Raw genomic sequence first — 15,386 nt, 5'->3', positions numbered from 1 at the left:
TTTTCAAGGGAAAAATTGTTTTTTATATTTTTCGAACCTGGGTTTCAGCTCATCGGGATCCATTCCCAGCAGGATGAGACTTCTGAAAATAGGAGGCAGTTCTTTTTCGAGGAAGGATTCCTTCCGGTATCGGGTAACCTGCTTTACCGCATCATCTGCCGTAAAAAAACCAATTCCGCGTTGGTTAAATATGATTGCCTGCTGCTGCAGGAATTCATAGGTGCGCATGACGGTATTGGGATTTACCTCCAATTGGATCGCCAGTTCCCGGACAGATGGGATCCGTTCACCCGCCTTCCATTCCTGGAGAAGGATCTTCTCGCACACATAATCCGCGATCTGCAAGTATATAGCCTGTGATTCTCTGAACTGCATAATGACAAGTTTAAGCCCTACAATTCTTTCTCTTTCAACCGGAAATAAGTGATGAACCAAAATATAAAAGGAAGCCCGAACTGTAGCAGGAATATAAGGGTACTTTCGAACCAATGGGGTAGCAGGACAATACTTCCCGCCCCGGGGGTTGTGTTATATTTCATCCATCTCAAGGGCCCGTCCTGGTGCCATCCTTCCGGAACGATACAATCCAACACCACCTTTACGTATAAGATCACTTCGAGCGAAAAGAAAAACAAAACAGCTACAATGGTTTTAATGAACCCATATCGGGTAAAATAAACGGAGCCCAGGATAAAAGTCGCCTGAACCGCGAAAAAACCAAGAGAAAAAATATGATAATGAATTTCCGGAACGGGCAGTCCGCTATCCGTGAACATATTGTATACTTCCATGGCACCCAGGCCCTCGGTGTTTCCGGGTAACAAACCGTGACGTTGTAAATTGATCCGGTTGGCGAGGTGTACCATCGGAATATCCACCAGGTAAAAGATCAGCGTATAGGCGATAAAAAAAAGAAAAACTCCGAAAAAAATGGCGCATAATAATTTCTCAAAATGAGAAGCGGGAACGGAAAGAAAATGAGTACCCTGTGCTTTGGAGCCTAAGGGGGAAAAGAGAGTGCTGGCATACAAACAGCCTACGAAATACAGGCCGCAATAATACGTGGCGAACTGTACAAAAAAATTAAAAGGGTCGCGATCGTCCATAGTCAGCATAAATGCATACCAGGCGAATATCAGGCCCCCAATGGCCAGTAATCCCAGTAGATACTTTTTTCGATTCTCCATCCAATGAAGGTTGATTAGCATCCGGAAGCGGGCAGGATTAAAAAATGCGTTCTCAGTCATCTGGTTCATAATTTTTTAAGGTTCTTACTTTGCCAGGAATACCTCATTAACTTCTTTTCCATTCAGGACGATGGCTTTATACAGCATTTCCAGGTCTGGCTGTGTTTCTTCTCCTTCCGTATTAACCAGGATCAGCGCATTGCCTTTCAGGGAATTCTCCTTGTATAAGGCATGAACAGACTCCTGCGGATCAAAAGAAAATTTAAAATTTAATTTTTGGGAGATACTGCGCATCGTCTGATCGAAAAGTATCTTTCCTTCATCGATGACCATGACCCGGTCGATCAGATTTTCCAGGTCCTTTACCTGGTGGGTACTGATCACCATACATTTATTTTCATCCAGAGCGCCGGCAATAATCTTACGGAACTGGCTTTTGCTGAGAATGTCCAGGCCATTGGTAGGTTCATCCATCAACAACAGGGAAGCGTTGGTGGCCAGGGCAAAACTGATCAGGGTCTTTTTTTGCTGACCGTAACTCATTTCATCAAGCTTTCCCCCGGCAGGCATACTGAACTCCTGCATGGTACGGTCGAACAAAGCCCTATCGAAGCGTTTATAAAAAGGGGAATGGTAGTTCACCCAACTTTCAATGGAAATGGCCGGCAAATAAAACTCCTCCGGGACAAGAAATACCTGCTGCAAAAAAGCCGGTTGACGTTTCCCGGGAATAAATCCAAATACGCTCAAATCTCCCTTTTGCGGAAAAAGAAATCCTGCTAAATTTCTCAATAAAGTGGATTTACCGGTACCATTTTTTCCCAACAATCCATATATATAGCCTGGCTCAAGATCCAGGTTAAGCCCTGTGAAAACAGGTTTGCGGCGGTAGGCAAAATGAAAATCCCGGATAGTGACCATAATAGAGATTTAAGATTCAGATATAGTGTACTAGTTATCTAGTACACTAAGGTCAGTAAAAAATCCGGCCCTTCCAAATCTTTTTTCAAAAATTTGGAGGGCCGGTGTATCTATCTCAATTTACCCCTAAAACTATTTCCGTTTTTCTATCTCCGTTGCAGGTATCCGAAAACTCCATGTTTTTCATGGCCAGGGCCTGCTGTAAAGTATACCTGGGTGGAGTCGGTCGCCGGCACATTGTTTTCCAATGCCCATAAACCGTCGATCCAGATTGCCCTTCCGTCATCTTTTAGTGGACCTACCCATTTTCCGTCGTCATCATATACATTTATATGACCGTCTCCGAAATTTCCGATCAGGATGGCATGTTCCGTCTCCTTGCAAAAAGCAACGGTGGACCTAATGATCCCCCAGGGTGAATTCAGGGCGCCGCGGGAAGCGAATCGTTTGACCCAGGTGCCGTTAGGTTTGAATATATTCACAAACCCGTTTCCTGCCCCGGCCACGTCGTCATGTTTTTCGGCATTCTGTTTGGCATAAGTCACATATAACCAGCCCCCGATATTGCGGATATTAAATGGCGCAAAGCCCCAGGGCAGATTCGGATCGTGAAATCCGGTTGTCGGCACTTTTGTAAAGTTCTTATCGAATACATCGATGGTACCAGCATGGAAATTGGCCGCATACAGAAAATTGGCGGAGCCGTCACTCGCCATAGCCAGACCTTTATATACGGCATTCCATTTGGATTGGTCCGCTACGATCGTGGCTTTGTTACCTCCTCCCCAGGCGGCAATGGTGCCGTCTTCGGTGGCGAAAATAAACCGGCTGGCCATTTTTACTTTATTAACCCAGAAGGCAAAGTCGGTGGTCGCGTTAAATACAATCCCCGTCGGTGTTCCTCCTACAGAATCCCATGGTGTGGGAATAACGACAGGAGGCCGCAGCGTAGCGCCGGTTTTACTATAAACAGGGCTCAGACCTGTCCCATTGTCCGAGATCCAGATCGGGCCGGAGGGAGCTACTGCGATGCCCCAGGGATTGACCAGGGTGCTATCGACAAAGGCAGCTCCATAGCCGGGTATGTCGGAGACAAGATTGGTTTGTTCATAACCATTTAATAAGAAGCGGGGAATTTCCGTCTTTCTGCAAGCCGGACCTGCTATAAGACCTGAAAGAACAAACAAAAAAATGATAATGCGTCCTGTAGACAAGGATAGCTTTTTTGGTAGTGTTGGTGACATTTTTCCTGGATTTAAAATGATGAAAAGAATCGTTTGATGAGAAGAATCGTTCTTTTTCTCTACTGATCTGGGTTTAGCAGACATAAGTCTGGTGTCCAAAGGGCGGATATCGACGCTTGGCCTGAGTAAGAAAGATGATTATATAATGAAGAGGTAAGCGGCTACGGAAAATATAACGGGATCCCTGGTAACAGGAGAATAAACCAGGCTAATGGATAAAGGGTTGCCTGGATAGGGTATTATTTTTTTTCTTCTAAATTCGTCAGTAAAATATACAGTTATTCATTTTTCACCTATAATCCTTTCATAGTGAAGCATTAACCAATCGTTTCCCTGAAAATTCCCTTAATTTTGGACATCATCCAATCCTATTATAAAAAGCAAAAAAAAACAAACTATGGACACCAGGGAGGCATACAACAAATGGGCAGCGCAATACGATACGAACGGCAACCGGACAAGGGATCTGGAAGGGCTGGCCTTGCGGAAGGTCCTTGCGGATATTCCTTTTGAAACCTGCCTGGAAATTGGCTGCGGGACCGGAAAAAACACCGAATGGCTGATTCAAAAGGCGCAGAAAGTAACGGCCGTCGACCTTTCCGAAGAAATGCTGGAAAAGGCCAGGGAAAAGATCCAGTCGGAAAAGATACTGTTCCAACAAGCCGATATCACCAAACCCTGGACTTTTGTAAAGGAAGAGGTCGATCTGATCACCTTCAGCCTGGTTTTGGAACATATCGATAACCTGGAACCCGTATTCGAAGAGGTCGCCAAGGCCTTGAAACCTGGCGGTAAAGTATATATCGGTGAGTTACACCCATTCAAACAATATACAGGGACCAAGGCCAGGTTCGATACGGAAGAAGGGCGTCAGGTCCTGGCTTGTTTCGATCACAATTTGTCCGACTTCATCCGCATACCGGAACAGCACGGATTGACCCTGGTGGATATGGACGAATATTTCGATGACGACGACCGTCGTGAAATTCCCAGGATACTTACCGTTCTGTTGAAAAAAGGGTGATTTTATTTTATCAGTCTACTAATTTGCTTATATTCATACCTTAAAAATTGCAGGTAAAACCTTAAGAAAGAGAAGATAAACCCTTAAACAACTCACTGGTAACCCCCTTAAACTGCTTATGTCCCAACTAAATCCTTCCCAACGACTTTATTCCCTTGACGCGCTTCGTGGATTCGACATGTTCTGGATCATGGGAGCAGAAGAGATTTTTCATAGCCTGGCCAAGGCCACTGGTTCTCCCTTTTGGGGCGCCATTGCCGAAGAGTTTACCCATCCCGCCTGGAATGGGTTTCATTTTTATGACCTGATCTTCCCACTTTTTCTGTTCATGGCAGGAGTGGCGACCCCCTATTCTGTTGGACGGGAATTGGAAAAAGGAACACCCAGAAATCAATTGCTGATCAGGGTGATCAGACGAGGACTGACCCTGGTTTTATTAGGGCTGATTTACAATAACGGGCTGCATTTCCGGCCATTGGCCGAAGTTCGTTTCGGCAGCGTACTTGGCCGTATAGGGCTTGCTTATATGTTTGCCAATATCATCTATCTCTATACCAAACAAAGGGGCCAGATCATCTGGTTCTGTGCCTTGCTGATCGGGTACTGGTTATTATTGGTATTTAATTCGGCTCCCGGTTTTGCGCATGGAGATCTGACCATGGAAGGCAATTTTGCTTCTTACCTTGACCGGAGCATCATGCCGGGCAAACTCTACCTGGGAATCCATGATCCCGAAGGATTGGTATCCACCATTCCGGCTATCGGAACAGGCCTGCTGGGGATAATGGCGGGAAATTTATTAAAGAACAGCCCACTCGGCGGGGCAAAAAAAGCGTTGTATCTGTTTATCGCAGGTGTCGTATCCTGGGGTCTGGCGCATCTCTGGAATATCGTTTTTCCGATCAACAAAAATTTGTGGTCCAGTTCCTTTGTATTGAACGTGGGCGGATGGAGCCTGATGCTGCTGGCCCTTTTTTATTATGTCATCGATGTGAAGGGGTATAAAAAATGGGCTTTCTTCTTTTCCGTGATCGGTATGAATTCCATTCTTATTTATATGTCGGGACATTTTATCGATTGGGAATATGCGACCAATGGTTTCTTTCAATGGGTCGGCCAACTGGTAGGGGATCCCTTCAATATCGTGGCAATGGCTATTTGTTATGTGTTCATCAAATGGCTCTTTTTATATTTTATGTACAAAAAGAAGGTTTTTTTGCGGGTTTAAGTATTTCCGGAACAAGGGTTCCAGCTACCCATAACTACCTAACGACCACAGATATGAAAATGAACTTTGTCTTGTTTTTATCATTGCTGCTAACCGCTCCGTTCCTGAATGCTCAGAATGCTTCAGATCACCAGGCGCCCGTACTCAGCATTAACCCGGCTTTGTTAAAAGGATATTGGCCCGCCGCCTGGATCGGTTACCCCGGGTCCGGGCAACGGAGTTATGGCGTTTATCATTTCCGGAAAACCATAGATCTGTCAGCCAAACCGGGAAAATTTATCGTGCATGTATCGGCAGATAACCGCTATCGGTTGTTCGTAAACGGAGAAGCTGTTTGTAACGGTCCTGCAAGAGGAGATCTCTACAATTGGTTTTTTGAAACGGTCGATCTGGCTCCATTTTTAAAGGCCGGAAAAAATACGATAGCTGCGTTAGTCTGGAACATGGCCGAATTGGCAGCCGTTGCCCAGGTTACGAATCAAACCGGATTTCTGTTGCAAGGCGATGGAATGGGCGAGCAGATGATCAATACGGACAAAAGCTGGAAGGTATTACGTGACAGTGCTTACCAACCCTGTTCGATAGACAATGGCTCCAGGTTACATACATATATGGTGATCGGTCCGGGAGACCAGGTAAAGGGAAACGCCTTTCCCTGGGGCTGGGAACTGCCGGGTTATATCGATAAAGGATGGCAGCAGGCTGCTTCAGTTGCCGCTGCGGTAACCTCGGGTAACGGTACCGACAATATCTGGACCCTGGCCCCGCGGAACATTCCTTTATTCCCGGAATACCAACAGCGAATATCGACTGTGCGTCGTAGTAAAGGGGTGACGGCAAAAGATGATTTTCTAAGGGGCGGTCATCCGCTGACAATTCCTGCCAGGGCCACGGTCACCATATTGCTGGATCAGGGGGTGAATACCGTGGCCTATCCTGAACTGATGACCAGTGGTGGAAAGGGCGCTAAAATCAAACTTACTTATGCGGAGGCCTTATTTAATGCAGCAGGAGAGAAAGGGAATCGCAATGAAATAAACGGGATGGAGATCAAAGGGAATTTTGATCTCTTCGAACCGGATGGAGGCAACAAAAGATTGTTCCGTCCCTTATGGTTCCGGGGATTTCGTTATTTGCAATTGGATATAACCACAGGCAGCCAGCCGCTGACTCTTGATGATGTATACGGGATGCATACCGGTTATCCCTTCCAGGTCAGTGCATCCTTTACCAGCAACGACCCTTCGTTGAAACAAATCTGGGATGTAGGGTGGAGAACGGCGCAGCTCTGTGCCGGGGAAAATTATTTTGACTGTCCTTATTATGAACAACTGCAATATGAAGGCGATACCCGTATTCAGTCTTTGATCTCCTTATATATGACGGGTGACGACCGGTTGATGCGCAAAGCATTGCTGGACTTTTATCATTCCAGAGTACCGGAAGGACTGACGCAGGGAAGGTACCCCAGCAATCGTCTGCAGGTTATCCCTCCGTTCTCTTTATTCTGGGTCTCTATGGTCTATGATTACTGGATGCATAAGGAGGACAGGGCCTTTATAGTGCAATTCCTGCCGTCCATTCAAGGCGTGTTGTCCTGGTATGAAAAAAATATCGATAAGGGTAAGAATATGCTGGGCCCGTTAAAGTGGTGGAATTTTGTAGATTGGAGTACGAAGTTCAAAGCAATGGGAGAAGCCGAAGGAACGGAAGATGGAAACTCATCCATTGCCACCTTACAATTTGCCTACACCCTTCAACAGGCAGCCGATCTTTTCGACAATTTCCATAAACCATACGAAGCCGGTTATTATCGTACCTTGGCCGGAACACTGAATGAAGGGACCTATCAACGTTGCTTCGATACCGGCAAAGGAGAAATGGGGGATACGCCTGACAAAATTGCTTTCAGTCAGCATGCCAGCATCCTGGGCATACTCAGCAGCGCCGTTCCCGATAATCAGTCCAGGGCAGTCATGCAAAAGATTCTGGACGATACGTCGATGAACCAGGTCACTTTTTTTTACCGGTTCTACCTCGTGCGTGCCTTGAAAAAAGCAGGTATGGCAGACCTGTATTATTCACAGCTGACACCATGGAGGGATATGCTGAAGATCGGTCTCACGACTTTCGCGGAAAAACCCGAACCGACAAGATCCGATTGCCATGCCTGGAGTTCCAGCCCGAATTATGATTTCCTGGCTACCATTTGCGGCATCATGCCCGATGCACCGGGATTCAGCAAGGTACTGATCCAGCCGGCTCTGGGCGAATTAACGGAAGTAAAAGGTGTGATGCCGCATCCTGCAGGAACGATCAGCGTAACGTTAAAGCGGAAACCTAACAGCTCCGGACTTACTTCCGGTAACTCCGGGATCGAAGGAGAAGTCGTGCTTCCGGAAGGCGTCAGCGGACGATTCGTTTGGCAGGGAAAAGAAATAACCCTGACTGGCGGGGCTCAGAAAATCGATCTGTAATAAATCAATCTGTAGTTAACCGATCTGTAATATGTCGATCGGTAACAAGTCGATTGGTAATAAATCAATCCCTGATAAATTGTTGTGAATAGACTATCGAAATAAACTTTGAAAAATAATTCAGCATATTTTAATAAAGTTAAGGGGCTTCTTTGTCTCCTTTTCCTTTTTGGTTCGGCCACTGTTCGGGCCCAGCAGCAGATACCGCTCTATCCTGGGCGCATACCAAATGCGAAACAGAATATCGACAGGGAAACCGCAAAGAAGGATCTTGTAGTGGATACCGTGGTATCACATGTATCCAGGCCAACCTTATCTATTTTCCTGCCGCCGAAAGGCAAGGCGAATGGTACGGCGGTTATCATCTTTCCGGGAGGCGGGTATGGCGTGTTGCTGACCAAACGGGAAGGCAGTGATGTAGCCAGGGAATTTGTCAAATTGGGCATTGCTGCCTTTGTCGTCAAATACAGATTGCCGGATAGCAGTATTATGGTCGACCCGGGTATCGGGCCTTTACAGGATGCGCAGCAGGCGATCAGGATCGTGCGGGGCAGGGCCGCTGAATGGGGGATCAACCAGGATCGGATTGGGGTTATGGGATTCTCGGCGGGCGGGCATCTGGCTTCGACAGTAGGCACGCATTTTTATAAGCCTGTTATTGATAAAGAGGAATCCCAGGCAAAATCCAATGAAGGTGAGACCCAAAAAAATCGTAGTCTTCGCCCCGATTTTATGCTCCTGATCAATCCGGTGATCAGTTTTACGGATAGCATCGGGCATCGGGGATCCCGGTTTAATCTTCTCGGACAGTCTCCTTCGCCGGAACAGATTTTATATTTCTCGAACGAATATCAGGTAAAAGCAGATACGCCTCCGGCCTTCCTGGTTCATTCCGGAGCAGATAGTGTGGTCCCCGTTAGTAACAGCATTCAATTTTATGAAGCCCTGCGCAGAAATAAAATTCCGGCCGGTATGCATATCTATAGCAAAGGAGAACATGGTTTTCTGACCGGGCCGTCTTTTGAAGAATGGTTCGGTCGTTGTATTTATTGGATGAAGGAAATGAACCTCAAACCCTAATGATTTTCCACCATTCTTAAGGGGATGATGCTTTCGCTGAACGCACACATCTTGTCCAGCAGACCGGAAAGCTCAATACCTTTGCCGGTAATGGCATATTCAACGCGGGGTGGAGTTCCTTCGAAATCGGTGCGGGTGATCAGTTTATATTTTTCCAGGAGTTTAAGACGGTCGGAGAGAACGGTATCGCTGATAAATTTCAGATTGTCTTTAATGAGCGTAAACCGGTTATTGCTTTCCTCGATACAAAACAGGACTTCGGTGAACCATCTTTTGCTGACCAGGTCCAGTAACTCGTTCAGAGAACACTTGTCTTCCAGGAAGGACTGGTTACGGTAATTAGTGGAACTTGTTTTTCTTTCCGGCATGACGCTAATTTAAGCCAATTCTACCAATTATTGACCCTCTCTGATGTATTGACGCAGATCGCCGGTTGTTAAGATCCTGGCGATTTCTTTTTCCAGATCGCTCCGGCAGGCACTGGTGACATTAATCAGGGAATATTTTGCTCCGCCCCGCAGGACATCCCATCGCCATTCCAGTTGCGCCCTTGTACGGAGTTGCCCATTATCATACCACCAGGCCGTATAAAGGATCTCTTTATTTTTATTCAGCAACCCCGAATAGACCATTTGCCCGCCGATTATTTCTTCTTTTACCTGGTGAAAATCATACCCGCCTCCCTGCCAGCAAATGGTAGGCAAATGATCGGTATAATAAAAATCCGGGATCGGTTTTACATAAATCAGGGATAGCCCATTGGTTAGTTTAAGTGTTTGACCGGCCAGCCGCTCAACTGAATATCCTGACCCTCCAGGCAATGACCCTCCAACCAATGACCCTCCGGTCAAAGTAGTCGCAGCCACTTGCTGCCGGTGATCCTTTACCAAACTTATTATGACTCCCGTTAACATGGAACAGGCTATCAACAGGTTGATCGAAAGGATGCGGTAGGGTTTGCCCATGATCTTTTCTCTGCCACTGAATTTGCGGTTTTTTTTATCCGGCTTTCCCAAACGTTTCGCCAGGGCCCGGCAGACCGGGATCATCGGGATCAGTACATAGAGGATCAGACAGATGATTCCTGAAAGGGAATGCATAGGATTTTCCGGAAGGATGCAGAAAACCGTAAGACAAATGATGCGTACAAGATTCGCAAAAATATTCAATACGGTAATGCCCAGCAACAATAAGAGGATAGGTAGGGTTCCCAGAATGCGATGGGATTTTGCCTGGTAATGCCGGATCAGGAGTATACCCGCCAGCAGGGAAGCGATCAGCATATGCAGTCCCATGCAGGCAGGGTCTATCGTAAATTCATTTCCCTGGTAGATGAGCAGATTGCCTTCCGCAACGACCGGTATGCCGCAGTGCTGCAAGAGGCTGCCCGCCAGGGTGGTCAGTTGTAGACGGATAGGGAAACTGAACAGGTTGACAAAATAATCCATGATGGGAGAGGAAAGGAGCACGGCAAATACAATACACCGGTCGATCTTTCCATAAAAACTTTCCCGGAAAAAGAAGATAGAGGCAGCCATCGCCATATACAGAAAAGTTTTTACAGGCAGCAGCAGGAAGAGCAGAAAAAAAACGGCAGCAGCAAAGGCATAACGGTAGGGATAGGCGGAGCGTTCCCGGTTGGCAGGAAAAAGAAAAACGGCAAGTGGACCAAGAATAAAATTAACAGATCTCCAATCGATATATTGCCGGAAAGCAGTTAGCGTAAGAACAAAGTAGAGCAGACAAAGCAGTCGGCAACTTACCGGCCATCGCCGCCAAAGAGGACCGCGGCCCCAGGATCGATCGATGGTTTCTTTAAGGCTGCAAGGTTCTTCCTTTGTTGCGTTCTTAGCTTCTTCAGATGTTCCATGCTTAGCTTCTTCAAAAGAAGACCGGCTTCCTTTCCTGGCGGAAAGAAACCGGTCATGGGTATTTAGGGATAAGGGGCTTTGCATTAATTCGGCATTTTATGTTTAGCAGAAGCAGGCGTCCATCGAATATACCAGAGGGCTGCCAGAACGATCAGGATGAGCATCCATTGCCCGGGTTCCGGTGCCGAGCCATTGGAATGCAGACTGGCGTTATGCAGGCTGTTTTTATTATCCTGGATATTGAATCGATCATAGTCTTCCTTTTTTTCCAGGACAACCAGGCTGGAAACGGGAGATACCACATAGGCTTGCTGAGCTTCATTAACCATTTCATCTTCGTTTTTCACCACTGTAGTTTCCACAGGGGACATACCACCCAAGACCGGTCCCATTCTTTCCAGGATATGATTATAAGCGAAAAGTCGCATCAGGTGGTCCGGGGCCAGGCTTCCTTGTTGGCCTGAGTTCAAAGACCGGATCGAATGGTTTGTTTGCGCTGTGTCATTTCGCGAAATACACAAACCTGCTTTATCCATTACAATTTGATTGTCGTTCTCTATAGCACGAACGAATTGCCCTTTGGCGATCAGGTCCTTCAGATGGGCCGTGTCGCCTTGTTCATAGGCAAAAGCCCGGTATTCTTTTAAGGCCTTCAGGTAAGGGGATAGATCCTCTCCCAGGCAATACAGCCTGATCTTTTCTGTCCTGGAAAAATGATGCTGCAGTTTTACCGCAAAGGGGCTGTTCTTCAGATCGGTAACAGAAGGAGAAGAGGCCGGACTTTTGCTGATCAACAGGGAAGTCGCCGGATCGGTAATGGCAAACAGGGGAAAAAGACTGAATTGGTTATGGGAGAGCTCCTCAAAAAGTTGTATCTGATTGGTCGGCGTAAGGGCAACGATATGGGGTTCGTTGTCCCAGGTCCATGCCGTTGAAGTACTGGTAGTATCCCGGGTTTCAGGAAAGGAAATTGTTTCAGGAAAGGAATTGGTTTCGGTCCGGTAGACAAAAACCTTTTTGTCCTTTACCGCGGCAAGCACAGACTCGAATTCCTGCCTGGTCCAGCTATTATTAAGATCCAGGTAAACTTTGTTCAGAGACATGGGCTCCCATTGCTTTTGATAGGATTGGAGCGTATAGGTTTTCCCGGCAAAATCAAAAGACCGTATTTCCTGCCCTTCGTCATGAAAACGGAGGCTCCAATCCGGTTTATAATCTCCCTCGCGGTAGATCATTTGATCATTGCCGGATGAAAAGAAAGAAGGCAGGGATAAATGGGTAAGCGGTTTTTCGCAGCGGATAACCACGTCCTCCCGGGCCGAAGCAGACGGAGGCCCGTCGAAATAAATATTTTCATATACTAATTCTTCGTTCTTTTTCTGTAGGGGGGTGGTGACGCCGATCTTAAACTGGCGGCTTTCTCCGGCGATCACCGGGAATACCCGGACCGAAACGGTATTCCCTTCCTGCCAATGCACCACAGAGGGATCGCGGCGTTCATAGCCGACGATCCGTTTATAGGCAGAATCCGCTTTTCCTTTCGAAGTCAGCAGACCTGGTTGTTCTTTACCATCGATCAATAGCGATAAGGAACTGACGACGGATCCTTCCGGCAAATGAAAGGTATAGATCGCTTCCTGTTGATTGCGCCAAACGCGTTTGTCGGAAAGATTCTGAATGGTGATCGTTTTTTCAGTATAGGCGATATGAAGGCTGGGCCAGAGTTCCACCTTTGTTCTCACTTTTTCCGTTCGCAGATCGTCTCCCGACCAAAGTCTTTCCTGTGCCTGGTGACGGGAGTCATATAGCGATTCCAATACGTTGATACGTTGTTCTTCCGTGAGCTCCGGCTTTCCTGCTACCATACTAGCGATCATAACCAGTGGGTCGTGTTTTTTTTCTTCCCCAAAATTGCGGGTCGGCATCCTGAATAAATCCCAGTCACCGATATATTGGCTATATACCAATCCGGTTTTGAGGATCTTTTCGGTTATCATGCCATGTGGTATGCGTTGTGCCGTCAGGACCCAGGCGGGCAGACCTGTCGCCTTCGCATCTGAGGCCTGGTCATAGCTGCGGTTCATATCATGGATGATGAGCGACCAGCGGGTAACGAATACAAAAACGATCACCACGATTAATCCTGCACCGGTAAAAAAGCTGCTGTATAAACTTTTTCTTTTGCTCCCTTCCCTGCAGATAAAAAGGATCGTATAAATAACGAAAAGAAGTGGAACGAAGGTGTGCAGGGAAATCCCCAGGAAAATGGCCCCTAAGGCGGCGATACCGTACATCGGACATAGATAAAGGGTCAGATACAGGAATACGATCAGGGAGACCCCGGCGCCAAAACAAACCAGGTGTTTGACAAAGGAGGGCAGCCGGAAAAAAACGGGGATCCAGAGATAGTTCAGACAGCAGAGCACCAAAAGAGTGGCGAACCATGTCGTGGATATTTCGAATACCGTCATTTCCCGGTTGAGGGCGTAGGCACTGATCAGGAAGAGAATAAGAAAAAGAAAAATCGGCCCCAATGTTTTATTGCCATGTTTCAGGCAGCCTTTTACCCAAATAAAAATGAAATAGGAGACGGCGCATACATAATTGAGGAGGAACAAACCCGTCCCATCAGTAGGGGCATTGGGCATAAAGAAGGGATAACAAAAGATGAACAGAGAAAGGACGATCAGGGCCAGCCCGATGCACCAGACCCTGTCCCTGGTCAATACATAGAAAAAGGAAACGCGGTTCATAGTAGTTGCTTGTTTAATAATCAATATTTAAAAGTGCTTTGAAATACAAAGTATTTACGCAAAAAACTACCCGGCTCCCATTTCGGTCTATCCGGGGTCCAAAGGCCAAAAAGCTTCCTTCCACATGAATTCATGTGCGGTTTACCTTTTCAGATTAAATGTAATTAAAAGCACTTTGAAATACAAAGTAAAAGTAAAGATTTGGTATTTCCAATACCCCTTTAAAAAATAATTGTTGAAAAAATAGTTTGGAGCGTATTATCCAATCGTTTACTTTTGACTTCATCCTTCGCGCCACCACGTTAATAATTCTAATCCTTATTATCATTCTTTTGTAAAATGCTCTACAGCTAAATGCTGTCTGGGATCGCCATGCAAACACTATTTTTTAACCGGCTCAACGGGTTACCGGAAGGGCTATTTAATTATTTACTTATGAGAAAAAATATTCAGTTAGCGCTCTTAATGACAAAAATTTTTATAACAATCTTATTTTATATCGATGGAACAAAAGAACGAAATTGTTTTAGAACAAAAAGGCGAATTGCCTTTTAAACGAAAGAATGATATTCTCTGGAAAGGGTTATTAGAGGTAGTTTTTGAGGACTTTTTACGCTTTGTTTTTCCTAATGCGGATAAGTTATTTAATATGAAGCGGGGCTTTGTTTTTTTAGATAAAGAGCTGGGAGAATTATATCCGGAACCGGATAAAAAATCAGATACCCGGCATATCGATAAATTGGTAAAGGTTTATATGAAAGGAGGAAAAGAAGGTTGGCTATTTTTACACGTGGAGGTACAAGGGTATAATGACAAGCTTTTTTCCGAGCGGATGTTTAAATATTTTTACCGCATATACGATCGTTTACGGCAACCTGTATCTGCAATAGCGATTTTTTCAGGTACAAAAAATGATAAAATGCATAATGGGTATAAGTATGATTCTTATGGGACACATTTTCATTATCGCTACAACACCATTTCGGTACTCGATTATCCGGATGAATTGTTATCGGCAAGCGATAATCCTTTTGCATTGGCGATGTTGGTAGCAAAAAAGGCTTTACTGAAAGGACCGGAAAAGGAAATAGAGGAGAAATTGCTGGAGCAAAAATTATTGATTGCCAGACTGTTATATTCGAAAGGCTTATTTGATAAACCTAAAATTGAAGCTGTTCTAATTTTTCTTAACAATTATCTATTATTTAAAAACTCGGAAATGAATGTTACCTTTAGAAAAGGAATCGACCAGATAACCGGTAAAAAAAATACCATGGGAATTCTTGAACAATTGGCAGAAATAAAGGCTGAAGAGGCCAGAAAGGAAGCCATGAAAGAAGGCGAAATAAAGACAAAGGAAGCTGAAAATAAAAAGGACACCCTTTTTGTAGGTAACCTTTTGGCAAGTACTGATTTTGATGATTCCAAAATCGCTGCTCTTGCCAATGTCCCTCTTGATTTTGTTAAAAAAGCCAGGAAAAGTCTTGCCTCTAAAAAATCAAACTAAATAATCTTTAATAATTTGATAATAAATCGTCCGGGGTAATCCGGACGGTCTTTTTTTATTGGTGCCTGCGGTCAAATCGCATAAAATCGTCTAC

Annotated in this window: 12 protein-coding genes; 5 read left to right on the top strand and 7 right to left on the bottom strand. The window is 45.6% G+C overall.

The genetic code is table 11. From position 1 onward, the window contains the following. Positions 1-3: 3 nt before the first annotated feature. The 4 genes from ACX0G9_RS03320 to ACX0G9_RS03305 all read right to left on the bottom strand — a co-directional run bounded on the left by ACX0G9_RS03320 (position 4) and on the right by ACX0G9_RS03305 (position 3,352). Positions 4-375 carry a GntR family transcriptional regulator gene (locus ACX0G9_RS03320; protein WP_459063426.1) on the bottom strand — a complete coding sequence of 124 codons (372 nt, stop codon included), beginning with the start codon at positions 373-375 and terminating at the stop codon, positions 4-6. Between the two features lie 17 nt (positions 376-392). Continuing rightward, complete coding sequence (locus tag ACX0G9_RS03315; protein ID WP_459063425.1) at positions 393-1,256, bottom strand: hypothetical protein; 864 nt, start codon at positions 1,254-1,256, stop codon at positions 393-395. A 15-nt stretch (positions 1,257-1,271) separates the two neighbouring features. Then, complete coding sequence (locus tag ACX0G9_RS03310; RefSeq protein WP_459063424.1) at positions 1,272-2,108, bottom strand: ABC transporter ATP-binding protein; 837 nt, start codon at positions 2,106-2,108, stop codon at positions 1,272-1,274. A 146-nt stretch (positions 2,109-2,254) separates the two neighbouring features. Continuing rightward, the gene (locus ACX0G9_RS03305) at positions 2,255-3,352 is read right to left on the bottom strand and encodes a TIGR03118 family protein (protein WP_459063423.1); all 1,098 of its coding nucleotides are present in this window, start codon (positions 3,350-3,352) and stop codon (positions 2,255-2,257) included. 397 nt (positions 3,353-3,749) lie between these two features. On the opposite strand from ACX0G9_RS03305, the gene ACX0G9_RS03300 reads away from it, so the two are divergent. The 4 genes from ACX0G9_RS03300 (at position 3,750) to ACX0G9_RS03285 (ending at position 9,161) form a co-directional block, all read left to right on the top strand. Continuing rightward, positions 3,750-4,376: a class I SAM-dependent DNA methyltransferase gene (locus ACX0G9_RS03300; RefSeq protein WP_459063422.1), complete on the top strand. Its 627-nt coding sequence runs from the start codon at positions 3,750-3,752 to the stop codon at positions 4,374-4,376. Positions 4,377-4,494: 118 nt separating this feature from the next. Next, entirely contained in the window at positions 4,495-5,604 is a 1,110-nt protein-coding gene (locus ACX0G9_RS03295; protein WP_459063421.1) for an acyltransferase family protein, read from the top strand. Between the two features lie 53 nt (positions 5,605-5,657). Continuing rightward, on the top strand, positions 5,658-8,081 hold the full coding sequence (locus ACX0G9_RS03290) for an alpha-L-rhamnosidase-related protein (RefSeq protein ID WP_459063420.1): 2,424 nt from the start codon (positions 5,658-5,660) through the stop codon (positions 8,079-8,081). A 108-nt stretch (positions 8,082-8,189) separates the two neighbouring features. Further along, positions 8,190-9,161, top strand: coding sequence for an alpha/beta hydrolase (locus tag ACX0G9_RS03285; protein WP_459063419.1), 972 nt, complete (start codon positions 8,190-8,192; stop codon positions 9,159-9,161). Here ACX0G9_RS03285 and ACX0G9_RS03280 read toward each other — a convergent pair. The 3 genes from ACX0G9_RS03280 to ACX0G9_RS03270 are packed head-to-tail and all read right to left on the bottom strand — an operon-like array spanning position 9,158 to position 13,785. After that, the gene (locus tag ACX0G9_RS03280) at positions 9,158-9,529 is read right to left on the bottom strand and encodes a winged helix-turn-helix transcriptional regulator (RefSeq protein ID WP_459063418.1); all 372 of its coding nucleotides are present in this window, start codon (positions 9,527-9,529) and stop codon (positions 9,158-9,160) included. The genes ACX0G9_RS03285 and ACX0G9_RS03280 overlap by 4 nt on opposite strands. A 27-nt stretch (positions 9,530-9,556) precedes the next feature. Next, the gene (gene xrtN, locus ACX0G9_RS03275; RefSeq protein WP_459063417.1) at positions 9,557-11,116 is read right to left on the bottom strand and encodes an exosortase N; all 1,560 of its coding nucleotides are present in this window, start codon (positions 11,114-11,116) and stop codon (positions 9,557-9,559) included. Next, positions 11,116-13,785 (bottom strand): XrtN system VIT domain-containing protein, encoded by a 2,670-nt coding sequence (locus ACX0G9_RS03270; protein WP_459063416.1) that lies wholly within the window; start codon positions 13,783-13,785, stop codon positions 11,116-11,118. The genes xrtN and ACX0G9_RS03270 overlap by 1 nt, the downstream gene beginning before the upstream one ends. Before the next feature lie 502 nt (positions 13,786-14,287). Between ACX0G9_RS03270 and ACX0G9_RS03265 the strand changes: the two genes are divergently transcribed. Further along, entirely contained in the window at positions 14,288-15,292 is a 1,005-nt protein-coding gene (locus ACX0G9_RS03265) for an Rpn family recombination-promoting nuclease/putative transposase (protein WP_459063415.1), read from the top strand. Positions 15,293-15,386 lie beyond the last annotated feature (94 nt).

The sequence above is a fragment of the Flavitalea flava genome, assembly GCF_054461575.1.
Note: the sequence above shows the minus strand (reverse complement) of the source record. Positions and strands in the feature narration are given on the sequence as shown.

Excerpts from the sequence above, each read along its gene's own strand:
- ACX0G9_RS03320 (WP_459063426.1), bottom strand. The coding sequence starts at position 375 with ATGCAGTTCAGAGAATCACAGGCTATATACTTGCAGATCGCGGATTAT.
- ACX0G9_RS03315 (WP_459063425.1), bottom strand. The coding sequence starts at position 1,256 with ATGAACCAGATGACTGAGAACGCATTTTTTAATCCTGCCCGCTTCCGG.
- ACX0G9_RS03310 (WP_459063424.1), bottom strand. The coding sequence starts at position 2,108 with ATGGTCACTATCCGGGATTTTCATTTTGCCTACCGCCGCAAACCTGTT.
- ACX0G9_RS03305 (WP_459063423.1), bottom strand. The coding sequence starts at position 3,352 with ATGTCACCAACACTACCAAAAAAGCTATCCTTGTCTACAGGACGCATT.
- ACX0G9_RS03300 (WP_459063422.1), top strand. The coding sequence starts at position 3,750 with ATGGACACCAGGGAGGCATACAACAAATGGGCAGCGCAATACGATACG.
- ACX0G9_RS03295 (WP_459063421.1), top strand. The coding sequence starts at position 4,495 with ATGTCCCAACTAAATCCTTCCCAACGACTTTATTCCCTTGACGCGCTT.
- ACX0G9_RS03290 (WP_459063420.1), top strand. The coding sequence starts at position 5,658 with ATGAAAATGAACTTTGTCTTGTTTTTATCATTGCTGCTAACCGCTCCG.
- ACX0G9_RS03280 (WP_459063418.1), bottom strand. The coding sequence starts at position 9,529 with ATGCCGGAAAGAAAAACAAGTTCCACTAATTACCGTAACCAGTCCTTC.
- xrtN (WP_459063417.1), bottom strand. The coding sequence starts at position 11,116 with ATGCAAAGCCCCTTATCCCTAAATACCCATGACCGGTTTCTTTCCGCC.
- ACX0G9_RS03270 (WP_459063416.1), bottom strand. The coding sequence starts at position 13,785 with ATGAACCGCGTTTCCTTTTTCTATGTATTGACCAGGGACAGGGTCTGG.
- ACX0G9_RS03265 (WP_459063415.1), top strand. The coding sequence starts at position 14,288 with ATGGAACAAAAGAACGAAATTGTTTTAGAACAAAAAGGCGAATTGCCT.